General features: G+C 72.9%; 16 protein-coding genes and 1 pseudogene. 9 read left to right on the top strand and 8 right to left on the bottom strand.

Annotated elements, in window-relative coordinates:
- Nucleotides 1-60 precede the first annotated feature (60 nt).
- From recF to fsa, 4 genes are read left to right on the top strand one after another with little or no spacing between them, the layout of a single operon-like run.
- Nucleotides 61-1,137 (top strand): DNA replication and repair protein RecF, encoded by a 1,077-nt coding sequence (recF, locus tag LLG88_08115; GenBank protein ID MCE5246867.1) that lies wholly within the window; start codon nt 61-63, stop codon nt 1,135-1,137.
- Nucleotides 1,138-1,168: 31 nt separating this feature from the next.
- Nucleotides 1,169-3,613 (top strand): DNA topoisomerase (ATP-hydrolyzing) subunit B, encoded by a 2,445-nt coding sequence (gene gyrB, locus LLG88_08110; protein ID MCE5246866.1) that lies wholly within the window; start codon nt 1,169-1,171, stop codon nt 3,611-3,613.
- A 48-nt stretch (nt 3,614-3,661) separates the two neighbouring features.
- A complete protein-coding gene (gene gyrA / locus LLG88_08105; GenBank protein MCE5246865.1) occupies nt 3,662-6,133 on the top strand; it encodes a DNA gyrase subunit A in 2,472 nt (823 codons plus the stop codon).
- A gap of 38 nt (nt 6,134-6,171) precedes the next feature.
- Complete coding sequence (gene fsa, locus LLG88_08100; GenBank protein ID MCE5246864.1) at nt 6,172-6,816, top strand: fructose-6-phosphate aldolase; 645 nt, start codon at nt 6,172-6,174, stop codon at nt 6,814-6,816.
- 72 nt (nt 6,817-6,888) lie between these two features.
- Here fsa and LLG88_08095 read toward each other — a convergent pair whose 3' ends face one another.
- The 8 genes and pseudogenes from LLG88_08095 to LLG88_08060 form a co-directional block, all read right to left on the bottom strand.
- Nucleotides 6,889-7,680, bottom strand: a complete 792-nt coding sequence (locus LLG88_08095; protein MCE5246863.1) for an FRG domain-containing protein — start codon at nt 7,678-7,680, stop codon at nt 6,889-6,891.
- A gap of 125 nt (nt 7,681-7,805) precedes the next feature.
- Nucleotides 7,806-8,873 (bottom strand): annotated as a pseudogene (locus tag LLG88_08090) (DUF790 family protein).
- A gap of 20 nt (nt 8,874-8,893) precedes the next feature.
- On the bottom strand, nt 8,894-10,147 hold the full coding sequence (locus LLG88_08085) for a hypothetical protein (protein ID MCE5246862.1): 1,254 nt from the start codon (nt 10,145-10,147) through the stop codon (nt 8,894-8,896).
- A gap of 265 nt (nt 10,148-10,412) precedes the next feature.
- The gene (locus LLG88_08080) at nt 10,413-11,624 is read right to left on the bottom strand and encodes a response regulator (protein ID MCE5246861.1); all 1,212 of its coding nucleotides are present in this window, start codon (nt 11,622-11,624) and stop codon (nt 10,413-10,415) included.
- Nucleotides 11,621-12,706, bottom strand: a complete 1,086-nt coding sequence (locus tag LLG88_08075) for a HAMP domain-containing histidine kinase (protein MCE5246860.1) — start codon at nt 12,704-12,706, stop codon at nt 11,621-11,623. Before LLG88_08075 ends, LLG88_08080 begins: the two co-directional genes overlap by 4 nt.
- 62 nt (nt 12,707-12,768) lie before the next feature.
- Nucleotides 12,769-13,920 carry a hypothetical protein gene (locus LLG88_08070; protein MCE5246859.1) on the bottom strand — a complete coding sequence of 384 codons (1,152 nt, stop codon included), beginning with the start codon at nt 13,918-13,920 and terminating at the stop codon, nt 12,769-12,771.
- Complete coding sequence (locus LLG88_08065) at nt 13,907-14,719, bottom strand: ParA family protein (GenBank protein ID MCE5246858.1); 813 nt, start codon at nt 14,717-14,719, stop codon at nt 13,907-13,909. Before LLG88_08065 ends, LLG88_08070 begins: the two co-directional genes overlap by 14 nt.
- Before the next feature lie 65 nt (nt 14,720-14,784).
- On the bottom strand, nt 14,785-15,174 hold the full coding sequence (locus tag LLG88_08060) for a roadblock/LC7 domain-containing protein (GenBank protein MCE5246857.1): 390 nt from the start codon (nt 15,172-15,174) through the stop codon (nt 14,785-14,787).
- Between the two features lie 406 nt (nt 15,175-15,580).
- On the opposite strand from LLG88_08060, the gene LLG88_08055 reads away from it, so the two are divergent.
- The 5 genes from LLG88_08055 to LLG88_08035 are packed head-to-tail and all read left to right on the top strand — an operon-like array spanning nt 15,581 to nt 20,856.
- Complete coding sequence (locus LLG88_08055) at nt 15,581-17,098, top strand: hypothetical protein (protein ID MCE5246856.1); 1,518 nt, start codon at nt 15,581-15,583, stop codon at nt 17,096-17,098.
- Nucleotides 17,099-17,119: 21 nt separating this feature from the next.
- Nucleotides 17,120-17,917 carry a CpsD/CapB family tyrosine-protein kinase gene (locus LLG88_08050; GenBank protein ID MCE5246855.1) on the top strand — a complete coding sequence of 266 codons (798 nt, stop codon included), beginning with the start codon at nt 17,120-17,122 and terminating at the stop codon, nt 17,915-17,917.
- 4 nt (nt 17,918-17,921) lie between these two features.
- On the top strand, nt 17,922-19,058 hold the full coding sequence (locus LLG88_08045; GenBank protein MCE5246854.1) for a glycosyltransferase: 1,137 nt from the start codon (nt 17,922-17,924) through the stop codon (nt 19,056-19,058).
- A complete protein-coding gene (locus tag LLG88_08040) occupies nt 19,037-20,257 on the top strand; it encodes an ATP-grasp domain-containing protein (protein MCE5246853.1) in 1,221 nt (406 codons plus the stop codon). The genes LLG88_08045 and LLG88_08040 overlap by 22 nt, the downstream gene beginning before the upstream one ends.
- Nucleotides 20,254-20,856, top strand: coding sequence for a protein tyrosine phosphatase (locus LLG88_08035; GenBank protein MCE5246852.1), 603 nt, complete (start codon nt 20,254-20,256; stop codon nt 20,854-20,856). Before LLG88_08040 ends, LLG88_08035 begins: the two co-directional genes overlap by 4 nt.
- Nucleotides 20,857-21,028 lie beyond the last annotated feature (172 nt).

The raw sequence follows: 21,028 nt of genomic DNA, 5'->3' as shown, positions 1-21,028 counted from the left end.
GCGCGCCTCTCCGGCCGGGCGGCGGGACGGCCGAAACCCGAACGCCCGCGAAGGCGCCCCGTGCTGACCCGCCTGACCGTCGAGAACGTCCGCAACCTCGTCCCCCAGTCGATCGACCTCGGGGGGGCGGGCCTCGTCGTCGTGACCGGGGCCAACGCGCAGGGAAAGACCTCGCTCCTCGAGGCGGCCTACCTGCTGGCCACGACCCGCTCGTTCCGCACCCGCGACCCGCGGGAGGCGATCGCCGTCGGGGAGGCCCATCTGCGGGTCGAGGGGGCGTTGGAAGGGCCCGACGGGCCGCTTCCCGGGCTGGCGATGGCCCTCGGAAAGGCGCGTGGCGAACGGGTCCTTTCCGTGGGACAATTCGACGCTAAGTTGGCGGAATATCTGGGACTTCTGCCCGCCCTGCCGCTCGCCGGAGACAGCATCCGGCAGGTGGCCGGAAGCCCCTCCGAGAGGCGCCGGTTCGTTGACCGGGCCACGGCCGCGGCCGACGCGGCCCACCTCGCCGACTTGAGCGATTACCGCCGGGCCTTGAACCAACGGAACGAGGCTCTGCGGCGGGGCGCGGGGGACCGCGAACTCGATCCTTGGGACGATCTCCTCGCCGGTATCGGCGGCAAGATCGCCTCGCGGAGGAGGGCGCAGATAGCCGCTTGGCAGGCGGAGCTGGCGAGCTGGCCGGATCTCTTCCCGGAAGGGGCGAGGGCCAAGCTCGTCTACCGCGAGGCCGGGCGGAGCAAGGGCGGAACGCTGAGGGAGCGCCTGGAACGGCAGCGCCCTCTGGACCGCCAGACGCTCCGGACGTCCGCGGGGCCGCACAGGGACGACTTGCTGATCGAACTCGACGGGGCCGACCTGCTCAAACTTGGTTCGGCCGGCCAGGTCCGATCGGCTCTCGCGGCGGTGACGGCGGCGCAGGTGCGGCGGGTGCGGCTGGCCCGGACGGGGCGGAAGCCGCTCCTGCTGTTGGACGACGTGGACACCGACCTCGACCCGCGCCGCTTGGCGGCGCTCCTCGAGGCGGCGGCCGCCGAGGCGCAGGTCTTGGCGGCCACGTCGAAGGCGGGCTTGGGCGTCCCGGCCGGGGCGCTTCGGCTCGCGGTGGCGGCCGGGAAGGTCGCCGCGCTCGATTGAGGCCCGGCGGCCCGCCGCCGGACGAGGACCCATGGCCGACAACGAAACCGACACCCAAGCGGCGAACGCCGCCGGCGGCGAGCGCGAGTACAACGCCAGCTCGATCAAGATCCTCAAGGGGCTCGAGGCGGTCCGCGAGCGCCCCGGGATGTACATCGGCTCGACCTCCGCGGTCGGACTGCACCACCTCGTCTGGGAAGTCGTGGACAACTCGATCGACGAGGCGCAGGCCGGGCACTGCGACCGCATCGAGGTCACCGTCCACGCCGACGACTCGGTCACGGTGATCGACAACGGCCGCGGCATCCCCGTGGACACCCACGAGGACACCGGGCTGCCCGCGGCGCAGGTCGTGCTGACCTACCTCCACGCCGGCGGCAAGTTCGACCACTCCGCCTACAAGGTCTCCGGCGGCCTGCACGGCGTCGGCGTCTCGGTCGTCAACGCCCTCGCCGAGTCGCTCAACCTCGAGATCTGGCGCAACAACCGCGTCTACCGGCAGGAGTACTCGCGCGGCGAGCCGGTCTCCGAGTTCCAGCAGACCGGCAAGACGGACCGCCGCGGAACCAAGATCACCTTCCGCCCCGACCCGCAGATCTTCGAGACGCTCGAGTTCTCGTTCGAGGTCCTCGCCCAGCGGCTGCGCGAGCTCGCCTTCCTCAACAGCGGCGTGCGGATCGTCCTCAAGGACGAGCGCGGCGCGAAGCTGCGCGAGGTCGAGTTCCACTACGAGGGCGGGATCTCGGAGTTCGTCTCGCACCTCAACAAGGGCCGCGCGCCGCTCCACCAGCCGCCGATCTTCCTCCGCGGCGAGAAGGACGGCGTCGGCGCCGAAATCGCGCTGCAGTACAACGACTCCTACCAGGAGAACGTCTTCTCCTTCGCCAACAGCATCAACACGGCGGAGGGCGGGACGCACCTCGCCGGCTTCCGCGCGGCGCTGACCCGCACGCTCAACAACTACCTCCAGGCGGAGGCGCCGCGGCTGCCGAAGGAGTTCCGCGAGCTGCAGTTCGCCGGCGAGGACGTGCGCGAGGGGCTGGCCGCGGTCGTCTCGGTCAAGGTGCCGAACCCGCAGTTCGAGGGGCAGACCAAGACCAAGCTCGGCAACAGCGAGGTCAAGGGGGTCGTCGAGGCGCTGGTCAACGAGGCCCTCTCCCGCTTCCTCGAGGAGCACCCGAAGGACGCGCGCGCGGTCGTCGAGAAGTGCGCCCTCGCCCTGCGCACGCGCGAGGCGGCGCGCAAGGCGAAGGAGCTGACGCGCCGCAAGGGGGTGCTCGAATCCGGCTCGCTCCCCGGCAAGCTCGCCGACTGCCAGTCGCGCGACCCGCAGGAGTGCGAGCTGTTCCTCGTCGAGGGCGATTCGGCCGGCGGCTCGGCCAAGCAGGGACGCGACCGCCGCTTCCAGGCGATCCTCCCGCTGCGCGGCAAGATCCTCAACGTCGAGAAGGCGCGCTACGACCGGATGCTCGAGAACGAGGAAATCCGGACGATGATCACCGCGCTCGGCTGCGGGATCGGCAGCGACGACTTCGACGTCAGCAAGCTGCGCTACCACAAGGTCGTGCTGATGACCGACGCCGACGTCGACGGCAGCCACATCTGCACGCTGCTGCTGACGTTCTTCTTCCGCCAGATGCGGGAGCTCGTCGAGCGCGGCCACGTCTACATCGCGCAGCCGCCGCTCTACAAGGTCAAGAAGGGGAAGCAGGAGCTCTACCTCCAGACGGACCAGGACCTGAACGACTTCCTCGTGCGCAAGGCGGCCGAGGAGCGGACCGTCCGCTCCCTGACGTCGGGCCGCGAGTGGTCGGGGCCGGAGCTCGTCAACCTGCTCGAGCAGCTCGTCCAGTACCGCCGCTACCGCGAGGCGCTCGCCCGCCGCGGCTGGCCCGAGACGGCGGTCGAGGCGCTGCTCGAGCTCGGCTTCGCCGGCAAGCAGGACTTCGCCGACCGCGAGCGGATGGAGGCGCTGGCCGAGTTCCTCTCGCAGCGCCGCCACGAGATCGAGGAACTGGCCACCGACGAGGAGCACGGCCTCTACGAGATCCGCGGCGTCGCCCTCGACCACGGCCACCGCCTGTTCCTGGTCAACGACGAGCTCGTCCTCGCCGGCGAGTACCGCCAGCTGCGCGCGCTCTTCCCGCGGCTGGCCGAGCTCTCCGGCGGGACGCAGGTCACGGTCGGCGGCGGCGCGCCCACGGAGCTGCACTCCCGCGGGGCGCTGCTCGACCACCTGCTCGAGGCCGGGCGCAAGGGCGTGGCCGTCCAGCGGTACAAGGGGCTCGGCGAAATGAACCCCGACCAGCTCTGGGAGACGACGATGAACCCGGAAAATCGCCGCCTGCTCCAGGTGCTGGTCAACGACGCGGTCGAGGCCGACGGCATCTTCAGCGTGCTGATGGGCGACGACGTCCCGGCGCGCAAGCAGTTCATCGAGGAAAACGCGCTCGACGTGCGGAACCTCGACGTGTGACCCGCGGCGCCGCCCCGCGCGGCGCCGGCCCAGCGAGGTCAGGACGACATGGCAGACGACGGAAGCGTGACCGCGCGCCAGCCGGTGAACATCGAAGACGAGATGCGCACGGCGTATCTCGACTACGCGATGTCCGTGATCATCGGCCGGGCGCTGCCCGACGTGCGCGACGGATTGAAGCCGGTGCATCGCCGCGTGCTCTACGCGATGCAGCAGGCCGGCAACACGTCCGACAAGGCGTACCGCAAGAGCGCCAAGACCGTCGGCGACGTCATCGCGCGGTTCCACCCGCACGGCGACGCCGCCGCCTACGACACGATCGTCCGGCTGGCGCAGGACTTCTCGCTCCGCTACCCGCTCGTGGACGGGCAGGGGAACTTCGGCTCGATCGACGGCGATCCGCCGGCGGCCATGCGTTACACCGAAATCCGCATGGACCCGCTGGCGCAGGAGCTTCTCGCCGACATCGAGAAGGAGACGGTCGACTACGCGCCGAACTACGACAACACGGAGATGGAGCCGCTCGTCCTGCCCTGCGGCTTCCCGAACCTGCTGGCCAACGGCGCGGACGGCATCGCCGTCGGCATGGCGACGAAGATCCCGCCGCACAACCTGCGCGAGCTGATCGACGCCGCCGAGCACCTCGTCCTCAACCCCGACTGCACGGTGGATGACCTCGCGGGGTTCGTCGTCGGCCCCGACTTCCCGACCGCCGGCGTGATCTACGGCCGGGCCGGGATCCGCTCCGCCTACCGCACCGGGCGCGGCCGGATCCTCGTCCGCGGCCGGATCGAGTTCGAGGAGGGGGCGAAGAACCAGCGCGACCGGCTGGTCGTGACCGAGCTGCCGTACCAGGTCAACAAGGTCCAGCTGATCGAGGAGATCGCCGACCTCGTCCGGGACAAGAAGCTCGAGGGGATCGCCGACATCCGCGACGAGTCGGACCGCGAGGGGATCCGCCTCGTCCTCGAACTGCGGAAGGAAGCGGTCGCCAACGTCGTCATCAACAACCTCTTCAAGCAGACCAAGCTGCAGATCACCTTCGGCGCGATCTTCCTCGCCATCGTGGACGGCCGGCCGCACGTCCTCGACCTCAAGCAGATGCTCTGGCACTACCTCCGGCACCGCCGCGAGGTCGTCGTGCGCCGGACGCAGTTCCTGCTGCGGCAGGCCGAGGCGCGGGCGCACATCTTGGAGGGGCTGAAGAAGGCGCTCGACATCCTCGACGAGGTCATCGCGCTGATCCGCCGCTCGGCCAACGCGCCGGCGGCGAAGGAGGGCCTGCTCGGCCTCGGCTTCAGCGACGTGCAGGCGCAGGCGATCCTCGACATGCGGCTGCAGCGGCTGACGCAGCTCGAGCGGGAGAAGCTGCTCGAGGAGCTGGCCGAGCTGCTGGGGAAGATCGAGTACTACAAGCGGGTGCTCGGCTCCACGGCGCTGGTGGACGAGATCGTCGTCGCCGAGCTGAAGGCGATCCGCGAGAAGTACGGCGACGAACGCCGCACGGAGATCGTCGAGGACGAAGGGGAGATCCAGACCCTCGACATGATCGCCGACGAGAAGGTCGTGCTGACGCTCTCCCACGCCGACTACGTCAAGCGCACGCCGCTGACGGAGTACCGCTCGCAGGGGCGCGGCGGCGCGGGGATCAAGCTGATGGAGACGCGCGAGGACGACTACATCGAGCGCGTCCGCGTCGTCTCCACGCACGACACGAGCCTCTGGGTCACCTCCCGCGGGCGGGTCCACGCCCTGCCGGTCTACCAGGTGCCGGAGGCGGGGCGCGCGGCGCGCGGCAAGCCGATCGTCAACCTGCTGCGGCTCGAGCCGGGGGAGACGGTCCAGGGCCTGCTCGCGGTGCGCGACTTCGAGCAGGCGGGGCGCTACATCGTGACGATCACCCGCCGCGGCGTCGTCAAGCGCACCGAGCTGGCCGCCTACGGCAACATCCGCGCGCAGGGGCTGATCGCCCTCACGCTGGACGACGACGACGAGCTGATCTCCGTCCACAACGTGGGGGAGAACGACCACGTCTTCATCGCCACCAACGACGGCATGGCGATCCGCTTCCCGCTCTCCGAGGTCCGCGCGATGGGCCGCACGGCGCGCGGCGTGAAGGGGATCGAGCTGCGCGAGGGGGACGAGGTCGTCAGCGCCACCGTGGTCCGCGGGGACGAGGACATCCTCACCATCACCCGCCACGGCTACGGCAAGCGGACCGACGCCGACGAGTACCGCGTGCAGGGGCGCGCGGGGCTCGGGCTGATCAACCTCAAGATCACCGACAAGACCGGGCCGGTCGTCTCCTCGATCCCGGTGCACGACGACGACGAGCTCGTCGTCGCCACCAAGGACGGGCAGACGCTGCGCACGCCGGTGGTGGAGATCCGCCGCTGCGGCCGCTCGTCGCAGGGGGTGCGGATCATCCGCCTCAAGACCGACGAGGACGAAGTCGTCTCCGTGACCCGCTCCCAGGTCGTCCCGACCGAGGAGTCGGGGAGCGGGGAAGGCCAGGACTGACCGCGGCGCGACAGCCGCCGCGGCCCAGAGGACACGACATGAAATTCTTCATCGACACCGCCGACGTCGCCGAGATCAAGGAAGCCGCCAAGATGGGGCTGCTCGACGGCGTGACCACCAATCCGTCGCTCGTCGCCAAGACCGGCCGCCCGTTCCGCGAGGTCCTCGACGAGATCCTCGCCGTCGTGGACGGCCCGGTCTCCGCCGAGGTCACGGCGACCGACTGCGACGGCATCCGCCGCGAGGCGGAGGCGCTGCACGAGATCCACGAGAACATCGTCGTCAAGATCCCGATCATTCCCGAAGGGCTCAAGGCGACGAAGTGGTGCGCCGAGAACGGCATCAAGACCAACCTGACCCTCTGCTTCAGCCCGCTGCAGGCGCTGCTCGCGGCGAAGGCCGGCGCGACCTACGTCAGCCCGTTCGTCGGGCGGCTCGACGACGTCGGCGAAGAGGGGATGGAGCTGATCCGCCGGATCCGCGCGATCTACGACAACTACGGCTTCGACACCGAGATCATCGTCGCCAGCGTGCGCAACCCGATGCACGTCGTGGACGCGGCGCTGATCGGCGCCGACGTCGCGACGATTCCGTTCGGCGTGCTGAAGCAGCTCGCCAAGCACCCGCTGACCGACGCGGGGCTGGCGAAGTTCCTCGCCGACGCGGCGAAGATCCCGCACTGACCTCCGGCGCGGATCGCCGGACGAAGCGAAGGGCGCGGCCAAGGCCGCGCCCTTCGTCGTTCCGCGGGCGCCTCAGCGGCGCGTCGGCGCGTAGTAGCGCGTCAGCCAGCGCGACAGCCCGTCGAGGCCGGGGAAGAGGACCCGCTCGGTGATGTTGAGCTGGTCGAGCTTGTCGCGGACCTCCCACTTCAGGTCGGCCGGGACGACGATGCGGCGGCAGAGGTCGGGGCGCGTCCCGAGCCAGGCGTCGAGCCCCGTGCCGGCGCCGGACATCAGCGAGAAGAGGGCGAACTGGTTGACGATCCGCTCGTCGAGCGACGGCGGCTCGAGGAAGACGACGAACGGCGACGCGGCGCCGAGGGCGTCGAACTGCTCGAGCGTCCGCGCCTCGGCGGCGAGCATCTCGGTGGTGAAGACCTCCGACCCCTCGCGCGCCAGCGCGTTCCGCAGCGCCGGCGGCAGGCAGTCCTGCGCGCGGACGTGGTCGAGGCACCAGAGCACGCCGTCCACGCCGTAGCGGCGGATGTCCTCGGTCACGAAGTGGAGCCCGACGAGCGGCGAGAACGACCAGTCGAGGAGGCGCGTCGGCAGGCCGTGGTGCTGCGCCAGCGCCAGCCAGTTCCAGATCGAGTCGCCGGGGACGGCGTCCTGCCGCGCGTACTTGCGGAAGTTCCGGAGGAGGTGGAGCTCCTGCCGCGCCGGCGGCCCGCCGAGCCGCACCAGCCCCGTCCGCAGGTCGGCCCGCGCGTCGTTGTTGCCGCGGAAGACGAAGGGCGACCGGTAGCGCCCGATCGTCTCGCTCCAGCTTCCGGCGAAGACCTCCTGCTGCAGTTCCGCCCACGAGTGGACCGTGATCTCGCGCATCGCGCGTCCTCCGCGCCAACGGAATACCACGCTCCGCCCCTCCGCGCCGCCGGACGGCGCGGCGCGCGCCGCGCGGGGGGCGGGGAAGGCGGCCCGCGCGCCGCCGCCATCGCCCGTGCCAGCGCGCCGAGCGCGACCGTGCGGCGGTAGCGGACGAAACCCTCCGGCGAAACGCCGCCTCCGCCGACGCCGAGCGACTCGTCCACGCAGACGATCAGGCCGCGCGCCGCCGGCTCGCCGAGCAGCGCGAGGCGCCGCGCGAGATACGCCGGGGTCCAGAGGCCGAGCGCGTGGACGAAGCAGGGGCGGCCCGGCGCGGCGGCGTCCCGCACCTCGAGGTCGGGGAAGACGAGCGCTCCGCCGACCTCGAGCGGCGGCGGGTCGCGCCGCACGGCGAAGCGCGGCGGCCCCTCGCGCGTCAGCGCCTCGACGACTGCGCGGCCGCGCCCGGAGGGCCGATTCCGCGGCAGCTCGACCTCCCCGGCGCGGAGCTCGAACAGGGCGGGGGCGTCGTTCCACTCGACCCGCGCGCGGAGCGCGAACCCCCCGGACCACGCGAGGCAGGCGGCGAGCTCGCCGAGCGCTCCGGCGCAGCGCGCGCGTCTGCCGGGAAGGGCCAGCGGCCCGGCCAGGCGCAGGCGGAGGCCGCCCGCCCCGTCCCTCGCCGCCTCGACGGCGAGGTCGAGATCCCGCGCCGCGCGCGCGACCTCCTCGCCCCGCCCGGCGAGCCGCAGTTCGACGGCCCGCGCCCGCTCCAGCGCAAGCTGCAGCAGCCGCTCGTTTCCCCGCGCGGCGAGCCATGGCGGGGAAAGGCCGGCCGGCAGCGGCTCGACCAGCCGTTCGTCGGCGAGGTCGGCGACCGCGGCGGCGAGCAGCGCGTCCGGTTCGAGCCGCATCTCGGCCGCGACCGCGGCGACGACCTCGTCCCGCGGCGCGTCCGAAGCGGCGCGGGCGAGGAAGAGCGCCCGCCGCGCCGCGCGCGGCGGGGCGGCCAAGGCTCGGCGCGCGGCGAGGTCGTCGAGCAGCGTTTCGATCAGCCGGCGCTTGGCCGCCGGCGCTCCCGCCGCCGCGCCGTCGTCCGGCAGCGCCCGGCGGGGCGCGCCGACCGCCGCGCGCCGCGCCGCGAGCAGGCGCGCGATCCACGCCTCGTCCGCCTCGCGGAAGTAGTGCGGAACGAGGACGCCGTCCCGCACGGTGAACGGGGCGGGGGATCTCACGAGGCGGCCGCCGCCGCTCGGCCCGCCGCCGCGATTCGCCTTTCGGCGCCCGCCGCGCCCAACGTCGGGGAGGTCGCCAGCGCGTAAAGCAGCGCCCGGCCGCTCTCCCGCGGCTTCAGCAGCCGTTCGACGCGGGGAAGCGCGGCGACGACGTCCCGCTCCCCGCCGACGACGAGCGCGACCTCGGCCTCCGCCGCGGCCGGGAGCCGCTCCGGGACGCTGGCGAAGACCAGCGCCCTCAGCCTCCCCTCGCCGAAGAGGCGCAGCGCCTCCTCGCGCTCCGCGGCGGCGACGTCGCTGGTCAGCGGCATGAGGAGGTTGTCCAAGGCGAGGGCGTAGGCGGCCTGCCGCCCCGCCGCGACGACGACCGTCCGCGCGCCGCGGTGCGCGCGGAGGAGCTCACGGGCGGCGGCGGCGGCGCTCCGCGCGCCCGCGAGAAGCCGCCGGCCGCGGCGCCACGCCGCGAGCGCCTCCCGGCCCGACTCCCCCCGCGACGTCTCCCGCACGAACTCCTCCCACGAGGCGCGGGGCCCGCGCCGCTCGAACTCCGCGAGGAGCGGCCCGAACAAGCGCGCGTCGGCGGCGTAGGCGCGTCGCTCCTCCGGCCCCAGCGCGAGGCCGACCGCGGCCACGTCGAGGGCCGCCCCGGCGCGGAACGCCAGCTCGAAGACGCGCGGTCCGAGCGCCGGCGGGAGGGGGCGGCGCGCGGCGTCCGGGAGGTCGGCGCGGCAGAGGCCGAGGCGTCTCGCCGCCCCGCACGCCGCGAGCGTCTCCAGCGCGTCGGGATGAAGCTCGACCCGCATCCCGCCCGGGGCCGGCACGGCGTCGAAGACCAGCAGATCGAACTCGCCGCCGTCGCCGCCCACCACGGCGAGCGCTTCGGTCGGCGTCGCGATGATCGCCGAGTCGTCCGCGGCCCGGGTCGTGCGGGCGCCGGGCGCCGAGCCGCCCGATGCGCCGTCCGGCGTTCGGCGATCCGGACCCGCCGCCGCAGCCGCCGCGTCCCGCCAACGCCCCGCCGCCTCCCGCCAGCGGGCGGCCCGGCGCGGGGTGGGGACGACGATCAGCGCGCGGCGCGCCTCCGCCGCGGCGGCGAAGACCAGCCCCGCCCGGCCGATCCCCGCGGGAAGCGCGACGACCCCCCGGCCGCCGGCTTCCCGCCACGCCGCGAGCGCGGCCGCCGCCCACGGCCGCGGCGCCGGAGCGACGAGGACCTTCTCTTCCGGGAAGCTGGACGGCGCGCCGCACATGCCCGCCGGAGACGCAAAGGGCGTGCCGGCCGCCGGCCCGTCCCGGCGTCAGGCCCAAAGGTCGGTGAATGAAGGAGTTGCGGCGTCGCCCGCCTCCGGACGCCGGGCCGGCGGCGCGTCCCGCGTCCGCGGACGGACACCTGTCCGGACACCTGTCCGCGGGTGGACGGGGCCCCGCGGCCGGCGCCGCGCCGTCCGAGAACCAACGTCGGCGAGCGTCCGAAACGGGGCCTCGGGCGGCGCGCGCGGCGGCCGTCCCGCGCCGCTAGAGAACCAGCGCCAGCGAGCGGGCGGTGGCGTCCATCGCCGAGTAGATCATCCCGAGCTTGGCCCGCGAGGACGTCACGGCGAAGAGGTAGAACTGGTCGTTGACCCGCATCGCCGAGACGTGCCCGCCGCCGCACTCGACCGTCACGCGGCGGAAGCGGTCCTTGTCGAAGCTCGCGGCGTTCATCTCGGCCGACTCGACCAGGGCGAAAACGAGCGGCGCCATCCGCTCCCGGGCCTCGTCCGCGTCGTGCCCCGGGGCGCAGAGCACCTGCGCCGCGACGCCGTTGGCCGCGACCAGCCCGAGGGTCTCCGTTCCCGGGACGAGCTGCCGCAGGTTGGCGAGGATCTCCTGCACCTGCCCGGCGGCCGCCTCGGCGATCGCCAGCGTCGCCCCCTCGTCGGGCGCCCCCTCGTCCGCCGGCTCGGCCTCGGTCTCCTTCGCCGCGGGCGCTTCCTCCTCCAGCTTCGGCGCCTCGTAGGCCGGCCGCTCGGCGGCGGCTCCTTCTCCCGCGGCCGCCTCGGCCTCGCTCCGCTTCTGGTCGGCGATCACGAGGCTCTGCATGACCAGGTTGGCGAGCGGGGCGTGGATCGTGCGCTCCGCGGCCTTGCCGAGCAGCTCCTCGAGCTCGAGGCTCGCCTCGCCCCAGGCGAGGATCTCGTACGCCGCCTCGGCGCCGGCGAGCGCCCCGATTTCGGCGTGCACCAGCTCGCCGTCGACGAAATGCAGCACGCCGGTCCGCGGCGGCGTCTCGTACGAGGTGGCGCGCACGATGCAGGTCTTGCGCTCGACCTCGATCAGCTGCGCGAAGCTCGGCACGCCGATGCCGCGGATGTAGCTCGTCGGCAGCTCGAGCACGTCGAAGACCAGCCGCGCCGTCTCCTTGAAGTCGATCGGCTTCTCGATGTAGCGCAGCGCGCCGAGGGCGTTGACCTTCTGCTCCGTCTCCGGCGAGCCGTAGGCGGTCATCACGATCGCCGGCACCTTGGGGTGCTTGCGGCTCATGTGGGCGAGGAGCGCCATGCCGTCCACGCCGGGCATGTTGAGGTCGGTGACGACGAGGTGGACGGTCGTGCGCGCGAGCACGCCGATCGCCTCCTTGCCGTCGCGCGCCGTCAGCACGCGCAGCCGCTTGCCGAACGACTGCAACCCCTCCTTGAGGCTGGAGAGGAAGACCTTTTCGTCGTCGACCAGGAGGACAGTCTTCATCGCATGGGCCTCGCCGGCGCTTCGGGGTGGGCGGGAATGGCCAGCGTCGCCGTCGCGCCCGCGCCGGGGCGCCCCTCGACGTCGATGTGGCCGTTCATCTTCGTCAGCAGCTTGCGCACGATCACCAGCCCGAGGCCGGTGCCGTGCGGCTTCGAAGTGTAGAACGGGCGGAACAGGTTGCGGCGCTGCTCGGGGGTGATTCCGACGCCGTTGTCCGCGACCTTGAGCAGGACGTACTCGCCCGAGCGCGTCGCCGCGATCTCGATCCGCGGCGACTCCCGCCCGGCGAGGGCGTCCATCGCGTTGACCACGACGTTGAGCATCACCTGGGTGAGGGCCCGCGGATCGACGAACGCCAGCCGCGCGTCGTCGGCGAAGGCCGTGGAGACGGCGATCTTGCGCCCCTCGAGCTGCCGCTGCACCAGGCGCAGGAACTGCTCCATGAACGAGGGCAGCTCCAGCAGCTCCGGCGCGGGGTGCTCGTAGAGGCTGAAGTTCTTGAGCGAGCGCAGCAGCGTCTCGATCCGCTGGACCTCGCCGAGGCAGCGCCGCAGGTTGTCGGCGAGCGCCGGCCGCGGGTAGGAGTCGAGGTTCGCGTCGAGGACGGAGAGGATCGTCTTGATGGAGTTCAGCGGGTTGCCGATCTCGTGGCGGATGCACGAGAAGATGTAGCCCGTGTGGTCCATGATGTTGACGGCCTGCGCGATCGACTCGAGGCGCGCGCGCTCGGTGACGTCCCGCGCGACGATGCAGATCAGCCCGTCCCCCGCCGGATAGGTGTTGTAGCCGACGAGCGTCGCGCCGAGGCGCAGCGTGCCGGAGCGGGTCGGGCCGGTCGGGATCGTCCAGTCGCCGACCGCGGGGAGGAAGAGGCGCCGCAGCCCGTCGAAGTCGACGGGCGCGCCCGCCGCGGCGAGGAGCCGCTTTCCCGGCACGTTGATCGAAACGACGGCGGAGCGCGGGGGGTCGAGGAGAATCAGGCCGACGTCGATCGCGTCGAGGATCTCGTCCAGCGGCGCCGCGCGTCCGGACGCCGCGTCCGCCGCGCGCTCGACGCCGTATCCGCTTCCCTCGTCGCTCATCGCCACCGTCCGGCGCGGTCAAAAGGCCGCCGGCCCGAAGGACGGCGGCCTCGGCCTGCCTGTCAGACGCCCATCCAGCCGTGGAGGACCGCGCCGATCTTCCGGCGGGCCTCCGGGGCGACGGGACGCGTTCCGACGACGCCGACGGTGATGACCTGGTCGGCGCCGAAATCGACGGCGATCACGGAGAGGACCTTGTCGCCGGCGTAGACGTCGAACTGCTCGGGCGCCTCTTCGGCGAGCCCCATCAACTTCGCCTGGCCGAGCGCCATCACGGCCCGCGTTCCGACCGCGCCGAGCCGGGCTTCCTCGTCGGTTCCCCGGACGGCGATCGGGAGGCCTTGCCCTTCCATCGCGAACGCTTCCGACGCGCCGGCCGCGGCGATGCACCAATCGAGCAGCGCGTCCCACGCCTGCGGCCCGAACGCCGGCAGCCCTTCGAGGCGGAGCTCCGGCAGCGCCGGCGCCTTCGGCGACGACGCTTCGACGGCGGCGACCGCGGGCGCGGCCTCCGCTTCCTTCGCGGCCTCGACCTCGATCGCTTCGACGATCGGCGCTTCGGCTTCAGGCTCGACCGCTTCGACGATCGGGGCTTCGGCTTCGGGCTCGATCGCTTCGACGATCGGGGCTTCGGCCTCGGGCTCGATCGCTTCGACGACCGGGGCTTCGGCTTCGGGTTCGATCGCTTCGACGACCGGTGCTTCGGCTTCGGGCTCGACCGCTTCGACGACCGGGGCTTCGGACTCGGGCTCGACCGCTTCCACGACCGGGGCTTCGGCCTCGACCACGACCGCTTCGACGGCCGGCGCTTCGGCCTCGACCACGACCGCTTCGGCGGCCTCGGCTTCGGCTTCGGCCTCGACCACTTCGACGGCCTGCGTCGAAACGTCCGGCGCGGCCGGCGTCTCGATGAGCCGCTCGAACGCCGCCGCCAGGTCCGGCTCGTCGGCCGGCGCTTCGGGGGCGACCGGAACGGGCGTCTCCTCGACGGCGACCGGCGTCTCGTCGACCGCGACGACCGGCGCCTCCGCCGGCGCCGCCTTCGGCTCTTCGGCCGCCGAAGGCTCGGGCGCCGCCCGGCGCGCCGCGGGCGGCGGCGCGCCGAACGAGAAACGCACGTACCCGCCGCCGGACTGGGCCGGCTTCGCGGCGTCCTTTTGCGCCTTCAGCCTCTCGGCGATCGAACGCGCGAACTCGAGATCAGACGAGCTCACGGTAAGCGCCCTCCGGCTCCTCCGTCTCCTTCGGCGTGAACCTGTCGATGATGTTCTCGACCTCGACGGCGAGAGCGTCGAACCGACGGACCTCCGGACGCGACGGCCCGCCGAGGAAGGCGATCGGAATGCCGACTTCGCTGGCCTTGCTGAAGACGTCGGAGCGCGGGATGTGGTTGTCGAGGACGCCCTGCATCCCGGACCACATCGTCCAGAGCGCGGTCTTGGAGCTCTGGTTCTCGGCGTCGACCATCGTCGGCAGGATCCCGACCAGCTCGAGCTGCGGGTTCTCGTCGGCCTTGACCCGCTCGATGACGCGCAGGACCTGGCCGATCGAGCGCATCGCCAGCGGCTCGGCCTGGAAGGTGACCATCGCGAAGTTCGTCACCTGCAGCGCGGCGCGGGGGATCATCCCCATGCCGGCCGGCGTGTCGATCAGCACGAAGTCGTACCCCTTCTCGACGTCGGCGAGGACGCGGCCCAGCGCGCCTTCCTGATGGAGCGCGAGCTCGAACTCGCAGACGTCCGCCGGATCGAGGCGGCCGCGGGAGAGGATCGACAGGTTCCCTTCCTTGGTCTGGATGATCGCCTGGTCGATCGAGGCGCTCCCCATGAGCAGCTCGGCGAGGCCGGCCCACGCTTGGTCCGGCTTGGCGAGCGACAGGGCGATCCCGCCCTGCGGATCGAGATCGACGATCAGGACGCGGTGCCGCTTGGCCAGCGCGAGGCCCAAGTTGAGCACCACCGTCGTCTTACCCGCACCACCCTTCTGGCTGACCACCGAAAGTCTGACAGGCATCGTGTTCCTCCCGCTCGCTTGTGGGCGCGGCGCGCGCCGTCGGGATGAAGAGTTGGAAGCCATGGCTACATCTTCTTTCTAATCTCGGCCGCGGCCCGGGTCGCGTCGAGGAGAGCCAAGCCCAGTTTCGCCGTCGACGACGTGATGACCAAGAGATAGGTCTTTTCGGCCGCGCCGACCATCACGGCGAACCCGTCCCGGCCGCGCACGATGATCTGCTCCATCGGCCCGAGGCCCATCTCGTTCGACGTTCTTTCGCCGACGCTGGCGAGCATCGCCGCCATCCCTTGGATGAACCCCTCCTCGAGCGAGTCGGGCAGAAGGCACTCGATCATCAGCCCGTCGTCCGAGAGCAGGGCGCACCCGGCGATCTCCGGGTTGTCCTGCTGCATGGCGGCCAAAATGCCCTTGACGGCATCCGGGCGGGGGAGCCCGCCGATCCCTTCGTCGTCCATGCGTCTTCTCCCAAAATGAAACTAAGGCGAAACGTCCCGCCCCGACCTGCCGCCGAGGCGATCCGTCGCGACCCCCTGCATCCTCTCGAAGTGGACCTAAGTTACAACAGTTTATCCCGAGGGCGCCCCCATCCGGGGCGTTAATTGAGGGCCCGCGCCGCCGCCGACCGCGCCCGGCGTCGGTCTGCGGAATGGGTTCCGGCGGGCCTCGCCGCCGAGCCGGGAATGGCCGGCGCAAACCGTCCCTCGCTCGGCGCCCCGGAGCGCCGCCCGCCGCCGGCCGCGCGACGAGACCGAATTCCGCGCCGCATCGGACATGGCTTTCGTGGCGCGGGTTCGAGTTCCCCGTAAATTCCGACTGCCCGTCGCGGCCCGCGGCGCGCCGAAAGGGGGGGATTGCACCCCGATGAACGGAAGGCAGAAGACCGTCCTGCTGGCGGAGACGTTCGAGCGCATCGCCCGCTCGTGGTGGCTCATGCTGCTGGGGCTCGCGCTGGGCTTCGCCGGCGGGCGCGCCGCGATGCGTTTCCTGCCGCGCACCTACGAGGCGGAGACCAAGATCTTCGTCGCCCCGTCGCGGCTGCCGCTGGAGTTCGTGCGGAACCAGACGCCGGACGACATCTCGATGCGCGTCGCGTCGCTGCGCGAGTCGGTGCTGAGCCGTCCCTACCTGCTCAAGGTCGCGTCGGAGATCTACGGCGTGGACGAGGCGCGCGCCGAGCGCGAGCACTGGCTGGGGGCGATCACCTCGCGCCTCGAGGCCTCGGTCATCCGCTTCGACGCCCAGCGCGGCGCGGGGGTCTTCGGCCTCGCCTACCGCGACGCCGACCCGCAGCGGGCGGCCGCGGCGGTGAACATGCTCGCCTCTCTGTTCATCGAGGAGAACGTCAAGCTCCGCACGGCGCAGGCGGAGACCACGACCACCGTCCTGGAAAGCCTCGCCGACGAAGCGCGGGCGCAGCTCGAGCGTCAGGAGCAGGCGATCGCCTCGTTCAAGTCGCAGCACCTCTACGAACTGAGCGACCAGCGCGAGCCGAACCTGCAGCTTCTCGAGGGGCGGCGCCGCGACCTCGAAGCGACCGAGCGGGCCCTCGCGCAGGAGCAGAACCGGTACGAACTGCTGACCGCGCAGAAGGCGCTGGCCTCGTCGCTTCCCCTTCCCTCCGCGACGCCGGCCGACAACGCGGAGACGCCCGAGGCGCGCACGGCCCGTCTGCGGCGCGAACTCGCCGATCTGCGCGCGCGCTACACGGACGCCCATCCGGCGGTGCGCGCCAAGTCGAAGGAACTGGACGAGGCGCTCGCCGCGCAGCCGGCGCCGGCCGCGTCGGGCGGCGAGGCGTCGTCGTCGCTCGCCGGCGAGCCGCTCGCGGCGCAGGTCGCCGGCTCGGCGCGCGAGATCGAGCGGCTGAAGCGCGAGCGCGAGCAGATCCGGGCCGACCTCGCGCGGCTCAACCAGCGGCTGGAAAGCGCGCCGCGGGTCGAGCAGCAGTTCGCCGAGCTGACGAAGGGTTACGACGTCCTGCAGGAGCGCTACAAGAACTACCAGACGAGCCTCGAGAACGCGCGCGGCACGCACAAGGTCGAGCAGGCGCGCCAAGGGGAGCAGTTCCAGGTGATCGAGCGGGCGATCCCGCCGCTCTTCCCGATCAGCCCCTCGCCGATGATCGTCTTCCCGTTCAGCGTCATGGCCGGGCTCGTGCTCTGCGTCGGGCCGCTGGTCGTCGGAACGTTCCTGCAGCCGCGCATCCGCTCGCGGCAAGGGTTGCGCGCCGCGTCGTCCGTGCCGGTGCTCGTCGTCGTCGGCCGGGTCGAGACGCAGACCGCGCGGCGGCAGCGGCGCGTCCGTCGCTGGCTCGCCGCCTTGGTCACTGTCGCTTCCGTCGCGCTCCTGGCGCTCGCGGCGGTCGCGTTTCCCCGCTGACGCGCCATGGCGAGCACGCCGTTGAGAGAGAACGTCACGACGGGCGCGAAGTCGCCCTCCTCCGCCGTCCCGCCGGATCGCGCCGGCGCGCCCTACGAACTCGTCCGCGCGCCGGAGGTCCTGCTCGGCGCGCCGCTCGCCGACCCCAACGCGGAGAGCTTCCAGCGCCTCGCCTCGCTCCTCGTCGCGGAGAGCGGCGGGTCCTCCCGCGTCGTCGTGGTCACGAGCGCGCTGCCGGGAGAGGGGAAGTCGTTCGTCGCGCTCAACCTCGCGCTGGCGCTCGGCGCCCGCAACGGCGAGCGCGTGCTGCTCGTGGACGCGGACCTGCGGCGGGCCGAGCCGACGGCGTGGCTCTCGCCGCCGCCGTCGCGCGGCCTCGCCGACGTCCTGCAGATCCGCATGCACCTCGACGGCGCGATCGTCTCCCTGCGCGAGAGCCCGCTGCGGATCATGCCGCGCGGCCGCGCGGCGCGGGACGCGGCGGCGCTGATGGACTCCGAGGAATGCCGCGGGCTCTTCGTCCGCCTGCGGGAGCGGTTCGACTGGATCGTCGTGGACACGCCGCCGGTGACGCCGTTCGGCGACGCGACCGCCCTCGGCCGCCTGTCCGACGGCGTGCTGGTCGTCGCCAGGGCCGGCGTGACGCCGGTGGAGCTGTACTCCGAGACGCTGGCGCTGCTGGAGGGGACGCGCGTTCTCGGCGTCGTCCTGAACGACCTCGCGCCGAACATCGTGGACGGCCGCTCGCACTACCACTACTACTACTCCCGCTACTACCAGCGGAAGAAGGAACAAGCCGGCGCGGAACGGAACGGTTGATCCGATGCCGGCGATCGTCTTCTGCCTCGCCGCCCTGCTCGTCGCCTACGCCTACGTCGGCTACCCCGCCGTCTTGGGCGCGCTGGGGGCGCTGCGCCGCCGCCGGCCGCCGTCGGGCCGCGTCGAACCGCGCGTCTCCGTGATCGTCGCCGTCCACGACGGCGCGGCGCGGCTGCGCGCCAAGCTCGACAACACGCTCGCGCAGGACTATCCGCCGGAGCGGCTGGAGATCATCGTCGCCGACGACGCCTCCGCCGACGACGGACCGGCGCTGGTCGAGCGCGAGTACGCGGCGCGGGGCGTGCGCCTCGTCCGGCTCGCCGCGCGCGGCGGCAAGGAGGCGGCGCAGAAGGCGGCGTTGGCGGAAGCGACGGGGGAGGTGATCGTCTTCACCGACGTCGGCACGCGGCTCGACGCAAACGGCGTCGCCGCGATCGTCCGCCCGTTCGCCGACCCGCGGATCGGCTGCGTGAGCTCGATCGACCGCTTCGTGACGCGCGACGGACGTCCCGCGGGCGAGGGACTCTACGTGCGGTACGAGATGTTCCTGCGGCGCCTCGAGACGAACGCCGGCTCGCTCGTCGGCATGAGCGGCTCGTTCTTCGCCGTGCGGCGCGAAGTGTGCAACGACTTCTCCGACCGTCTCCCCAGCGACTTCCGTTCGGTCATCGCGGCCTCGCGCCTCGGACTGCGCGCGGTGCAGGGCGAGGGGGCGTTCGGCTACTACGAGGACGTCGCCCGCCCCGGCGCGGAACTGCAGCGCAAGGTACGCACGGTGCTGCGCGGACTCACCGCGTTCTTCGCCGAGTTCCCGCGCGTCAACCCGTTCCGCGCGCCGCTGTTCTGGTGGCAGCTCGTCTCGCACAAGCTCTGCCGTTGGCTCGTTCCGTTCGCCCTCCTCGCGGCGCTGGGCGCGAGCGCCGCGTCGGCGCCGGGCTCGCCGACGTTCGCCGCGCTCTTCGCGCTGCAGGCCGCGCTCTACGCCTACAGCGCGGCGGCGACCTTCTTTCCGCGGCTGCTGGGCTTCCGGCCGGCGCGCGCCGCGCACTACTTCGTCCTCGTCAACCTGTCGATCCTCGTCGCGTGGCTCCGCTGGGCGCGCCGCGAGAAGCTGGTCGCTTGGACGCCGACGGCGCGGTGAGCGATCCCCTCGCCGGAACCTGCGTCGTCGTGCCCGACGCGACGACGAGGGCGTCGCTGACGGCGATCCGCTCGTTGGGGCGTCGCGGCTGCGCGATCGTCGCCGGCGCGCCGCGGGGCGGGGGAGTCGGCTGGGCGTCGCGCTTCGCCGCGAAGCGCTTCCTGCATCCGTCGCCGGAGGACGAGCCGCGCGAGTTCGCCGCGGCGGTCGGCCGCGCCGCGGCGGAGCACGGCGCCGCGGCGGTCCTGCCCGCGGCCGACGTGCCGACCGCCGCGCTCAGGCAGCACGGCGACGCGCTGCCGCGGGGGACGAAGCTCGTCGCGCCGCCGGCCGAGGCGCTCGATCTCGCCCACGACAAGGTCCGGCTGATGGCGCTCGCCGCGGAACTCGGCGTGCCGGTCCCCGATGGCTTCGAAGGCGGACCCGGCCTCGAGGACGATCCGCGGCTCGAGCGGCTCGGCTTCCCGTTGGTCCTCAAGCCGGCGCGCTCGCGCTATCTCGCCGACGGGCGTTGGCGCGGCGCGTCCGTGGCGATCGTGCGGGACCGCGGAGAGCTGCGCGCGGCGCTGCGCCGCGACGGCGCCTTCGCGGAACGGCCGTTTCTGGCGCAGCGGCTCGTGCCGGGCGAGGGATGCGGCGTCTTCCTGCTCGCCCGCGACGGCGAGGTCTCGTGCGCCTTCGCCCATCGGCGGCTGCGCGAGAAGCCGCCCTGGGGAGGCGTGAGCACGCTCTGCGAGGCGGCGCCGCCCGACCCGGCGCTGCTCGAGCACGCGCGACGGCTGCTGGCGGCGCTGCGCTGGAGCGGCGTCGCGATGGTCGAGTTCAAGCGCGACCCGACCGACGGGCGGGCGTGGCTGATGGAGATCAACGGCCGCTTCTGGGGCTCGATGCAGCTCGCCGTCGCCGCGGGGATCGACTTCCCGCGGCTGTGGCTGGAGCAGGAACTGCTCGGCGCGGCGGCGGCGCCGCCGGCGCCGATTTGGAACGTGCGCCTCTGGTGGCTGCTCGGCGACCTCGATCACTTCCTCATCCGCCTTCGCCGCGGCGGCGCCGCGGCGCTGCCGGCGGCGCTGCGGGACCTGCGCCGCACGCGCCAGGGACGCGCGCTCGACTTCGACACGCTCCGCCGCGACGATCCGCGTCCGTTTCTCCACGAATGCCGCCGCTGGCTGTTCGGCGCGGCGCGTCGCCGCCGATGAACGGGCCGCAGGACCATCCGAGCCTGCGCGGCGGGGCGCTCGCCTCGTTCGAGGCCGCGCTGCGGCGGCGTCTCCGGCGTTGGGAGTGCGCGCTGCGGGACCGCGTCGCGCCGCCGCGGCCGCCCCGGTTCGCCGCCCCGCCGGAGCGGCTGGTCTTCGTCTGCTTCGGCAACATCTGCCGCAGCGCCTACGCCGCCGCGCGCTGCGCGGAAATGCTTCCCGAGTGCTCCGTGGCTTCGGCGGGGCTGCACGCGACGGCCGGCGCGGCGCCGCCCGGCGCCGCGGTCGTCGCCGCGCGGGAGCGCGGCCTCGACCTGTCGGCCCACCGCGCGACGCCGCTCGGCGCGCTCTCCGACAGCCCCGGCACGATCTACTTCGTGATGGAGCCGTGGCAGCGTCGCGCGGTCCGCCGGCGTCGCGGCGACGCGCGGCGGCGGATTCACCTGCTCGGCGCGCTGGCGTCGCCGCCGGTCGCCGCGATCGCCGACCCCTACGGCGGTCCGCCGGAGCGGTTCGCCGCGGCGTTCGCCCTGATCGACGACGCGACGCGGCGTCTCGTCGAGGCGGTGCGCGCGGCGCGCGGACGGAGCGCGCGATGAACGGCGAAGCGGCGCCGCGGCGGCTGCTCTATCTGCTCGGAGACCTGGGCGGCGGGACGGGCAACCACCTGCTGTCGATGCTTAGGCGGTTCGACGCCGCGCGATGGGACGCGAGCGTCCTCACCTGGGCGCCGTACACCGCGCGGCCGGTGGACGGCGTCGCGGTCCGCCG

The organism is bacterium, assembly GCA_021372775.1.
Lineage (GTDB): Bacteria > Acidobacteriota > Polarisedimenticolia > J045 > J045 > JAJFTU01.
This window is presented reverse-complemented; position numbering and strand designations above follow the sequence as displayed.

Bases quoted from the DNA above. Each gene is read 5' to 3' on its own strand.
- gyrB (MCE5246866.1), top strand. From the start codon at position 1,169: ATGGCCGACAACGAAACCGACACCCAAGCGGCGAACGCCGCCGGCGGC.
- gyrA (MCE5246865.1), top strand. From the start codon at position 3,662: ATGGCAGACGACGGAAGCGTGACCGCGCGCCAGCCGGTGAACATCGAA.
- fsa (MCE5246864.1), top strand. From the start codon at position 6,172: ATGAAATTCTTCATCGACACCGCCGACGTCGCCGAGATCAAGGAAGCC.
- LLG88_08095 (MCE5246863.1), bottom strand. From the start codon at position 7,680: ATGCGCGAGATCACGGTCCACTCGTGGGCGGAACTGCAGCAGGAGGTC.
- LLG88_08085 (MCE5246862.1), bottom strand. From the start codon at position 10,147: ATGTGCGGCGCGCCGTCCAGCTTCCCGGAAGAGAAGGTCCTCGTCGCT.
- LLG88_08080 (MCE5246861.1), bottom strand. From the start codon at position 11,624: ATGAAGACTGTCCTCCTGGTCGACGACGAAAAGGTCTTCCTCTCCAGC.
- LLG88_08075 (MCE5246860.1), bottom strand. From the start codon at position 12,706: ATGAGCGACGAGGGAAGCGGATACGGCGTCGAGCGCGCGGCGGACGCG.
- LLG88_08065 (MCE5246858.1), bottom strand. From the start codon at position 14,719: ATGCCTGTCAGACTTTCGGTGGTCAGCCAGAAGGGTGGTGCGGGTAAG.
- LLG88_08060 (MCE5246857.1), bottom strand. From the start codon at position 15,174: ATGGACGACGAAGGGATCGGCGGGCTCCCCCGCCCGGATGCCGTCAAG.
- LLG88_08055 (MCE5246856.1), top strand. From the start codon at position 15,581: ATGAACGGAAGGCAGAAGACCGTCCTGCTGGCGGAGACGTTCGAGCGC.
- LLG88_08045 (MCE5246854.1), top strand. From the start codon at position 17,922: ATGCCGGCGATCGTCTTCTGCCTCGCCGCCCTGCTCGTCGCCTACGCC.
- LLG88_08035 (MCE5246852.1), top strand. From the start codon at position 20,254: ATGAACGGGCCGCAGGACCATCCGAGCCTGCGCGGCGGGGCGCTCGCC.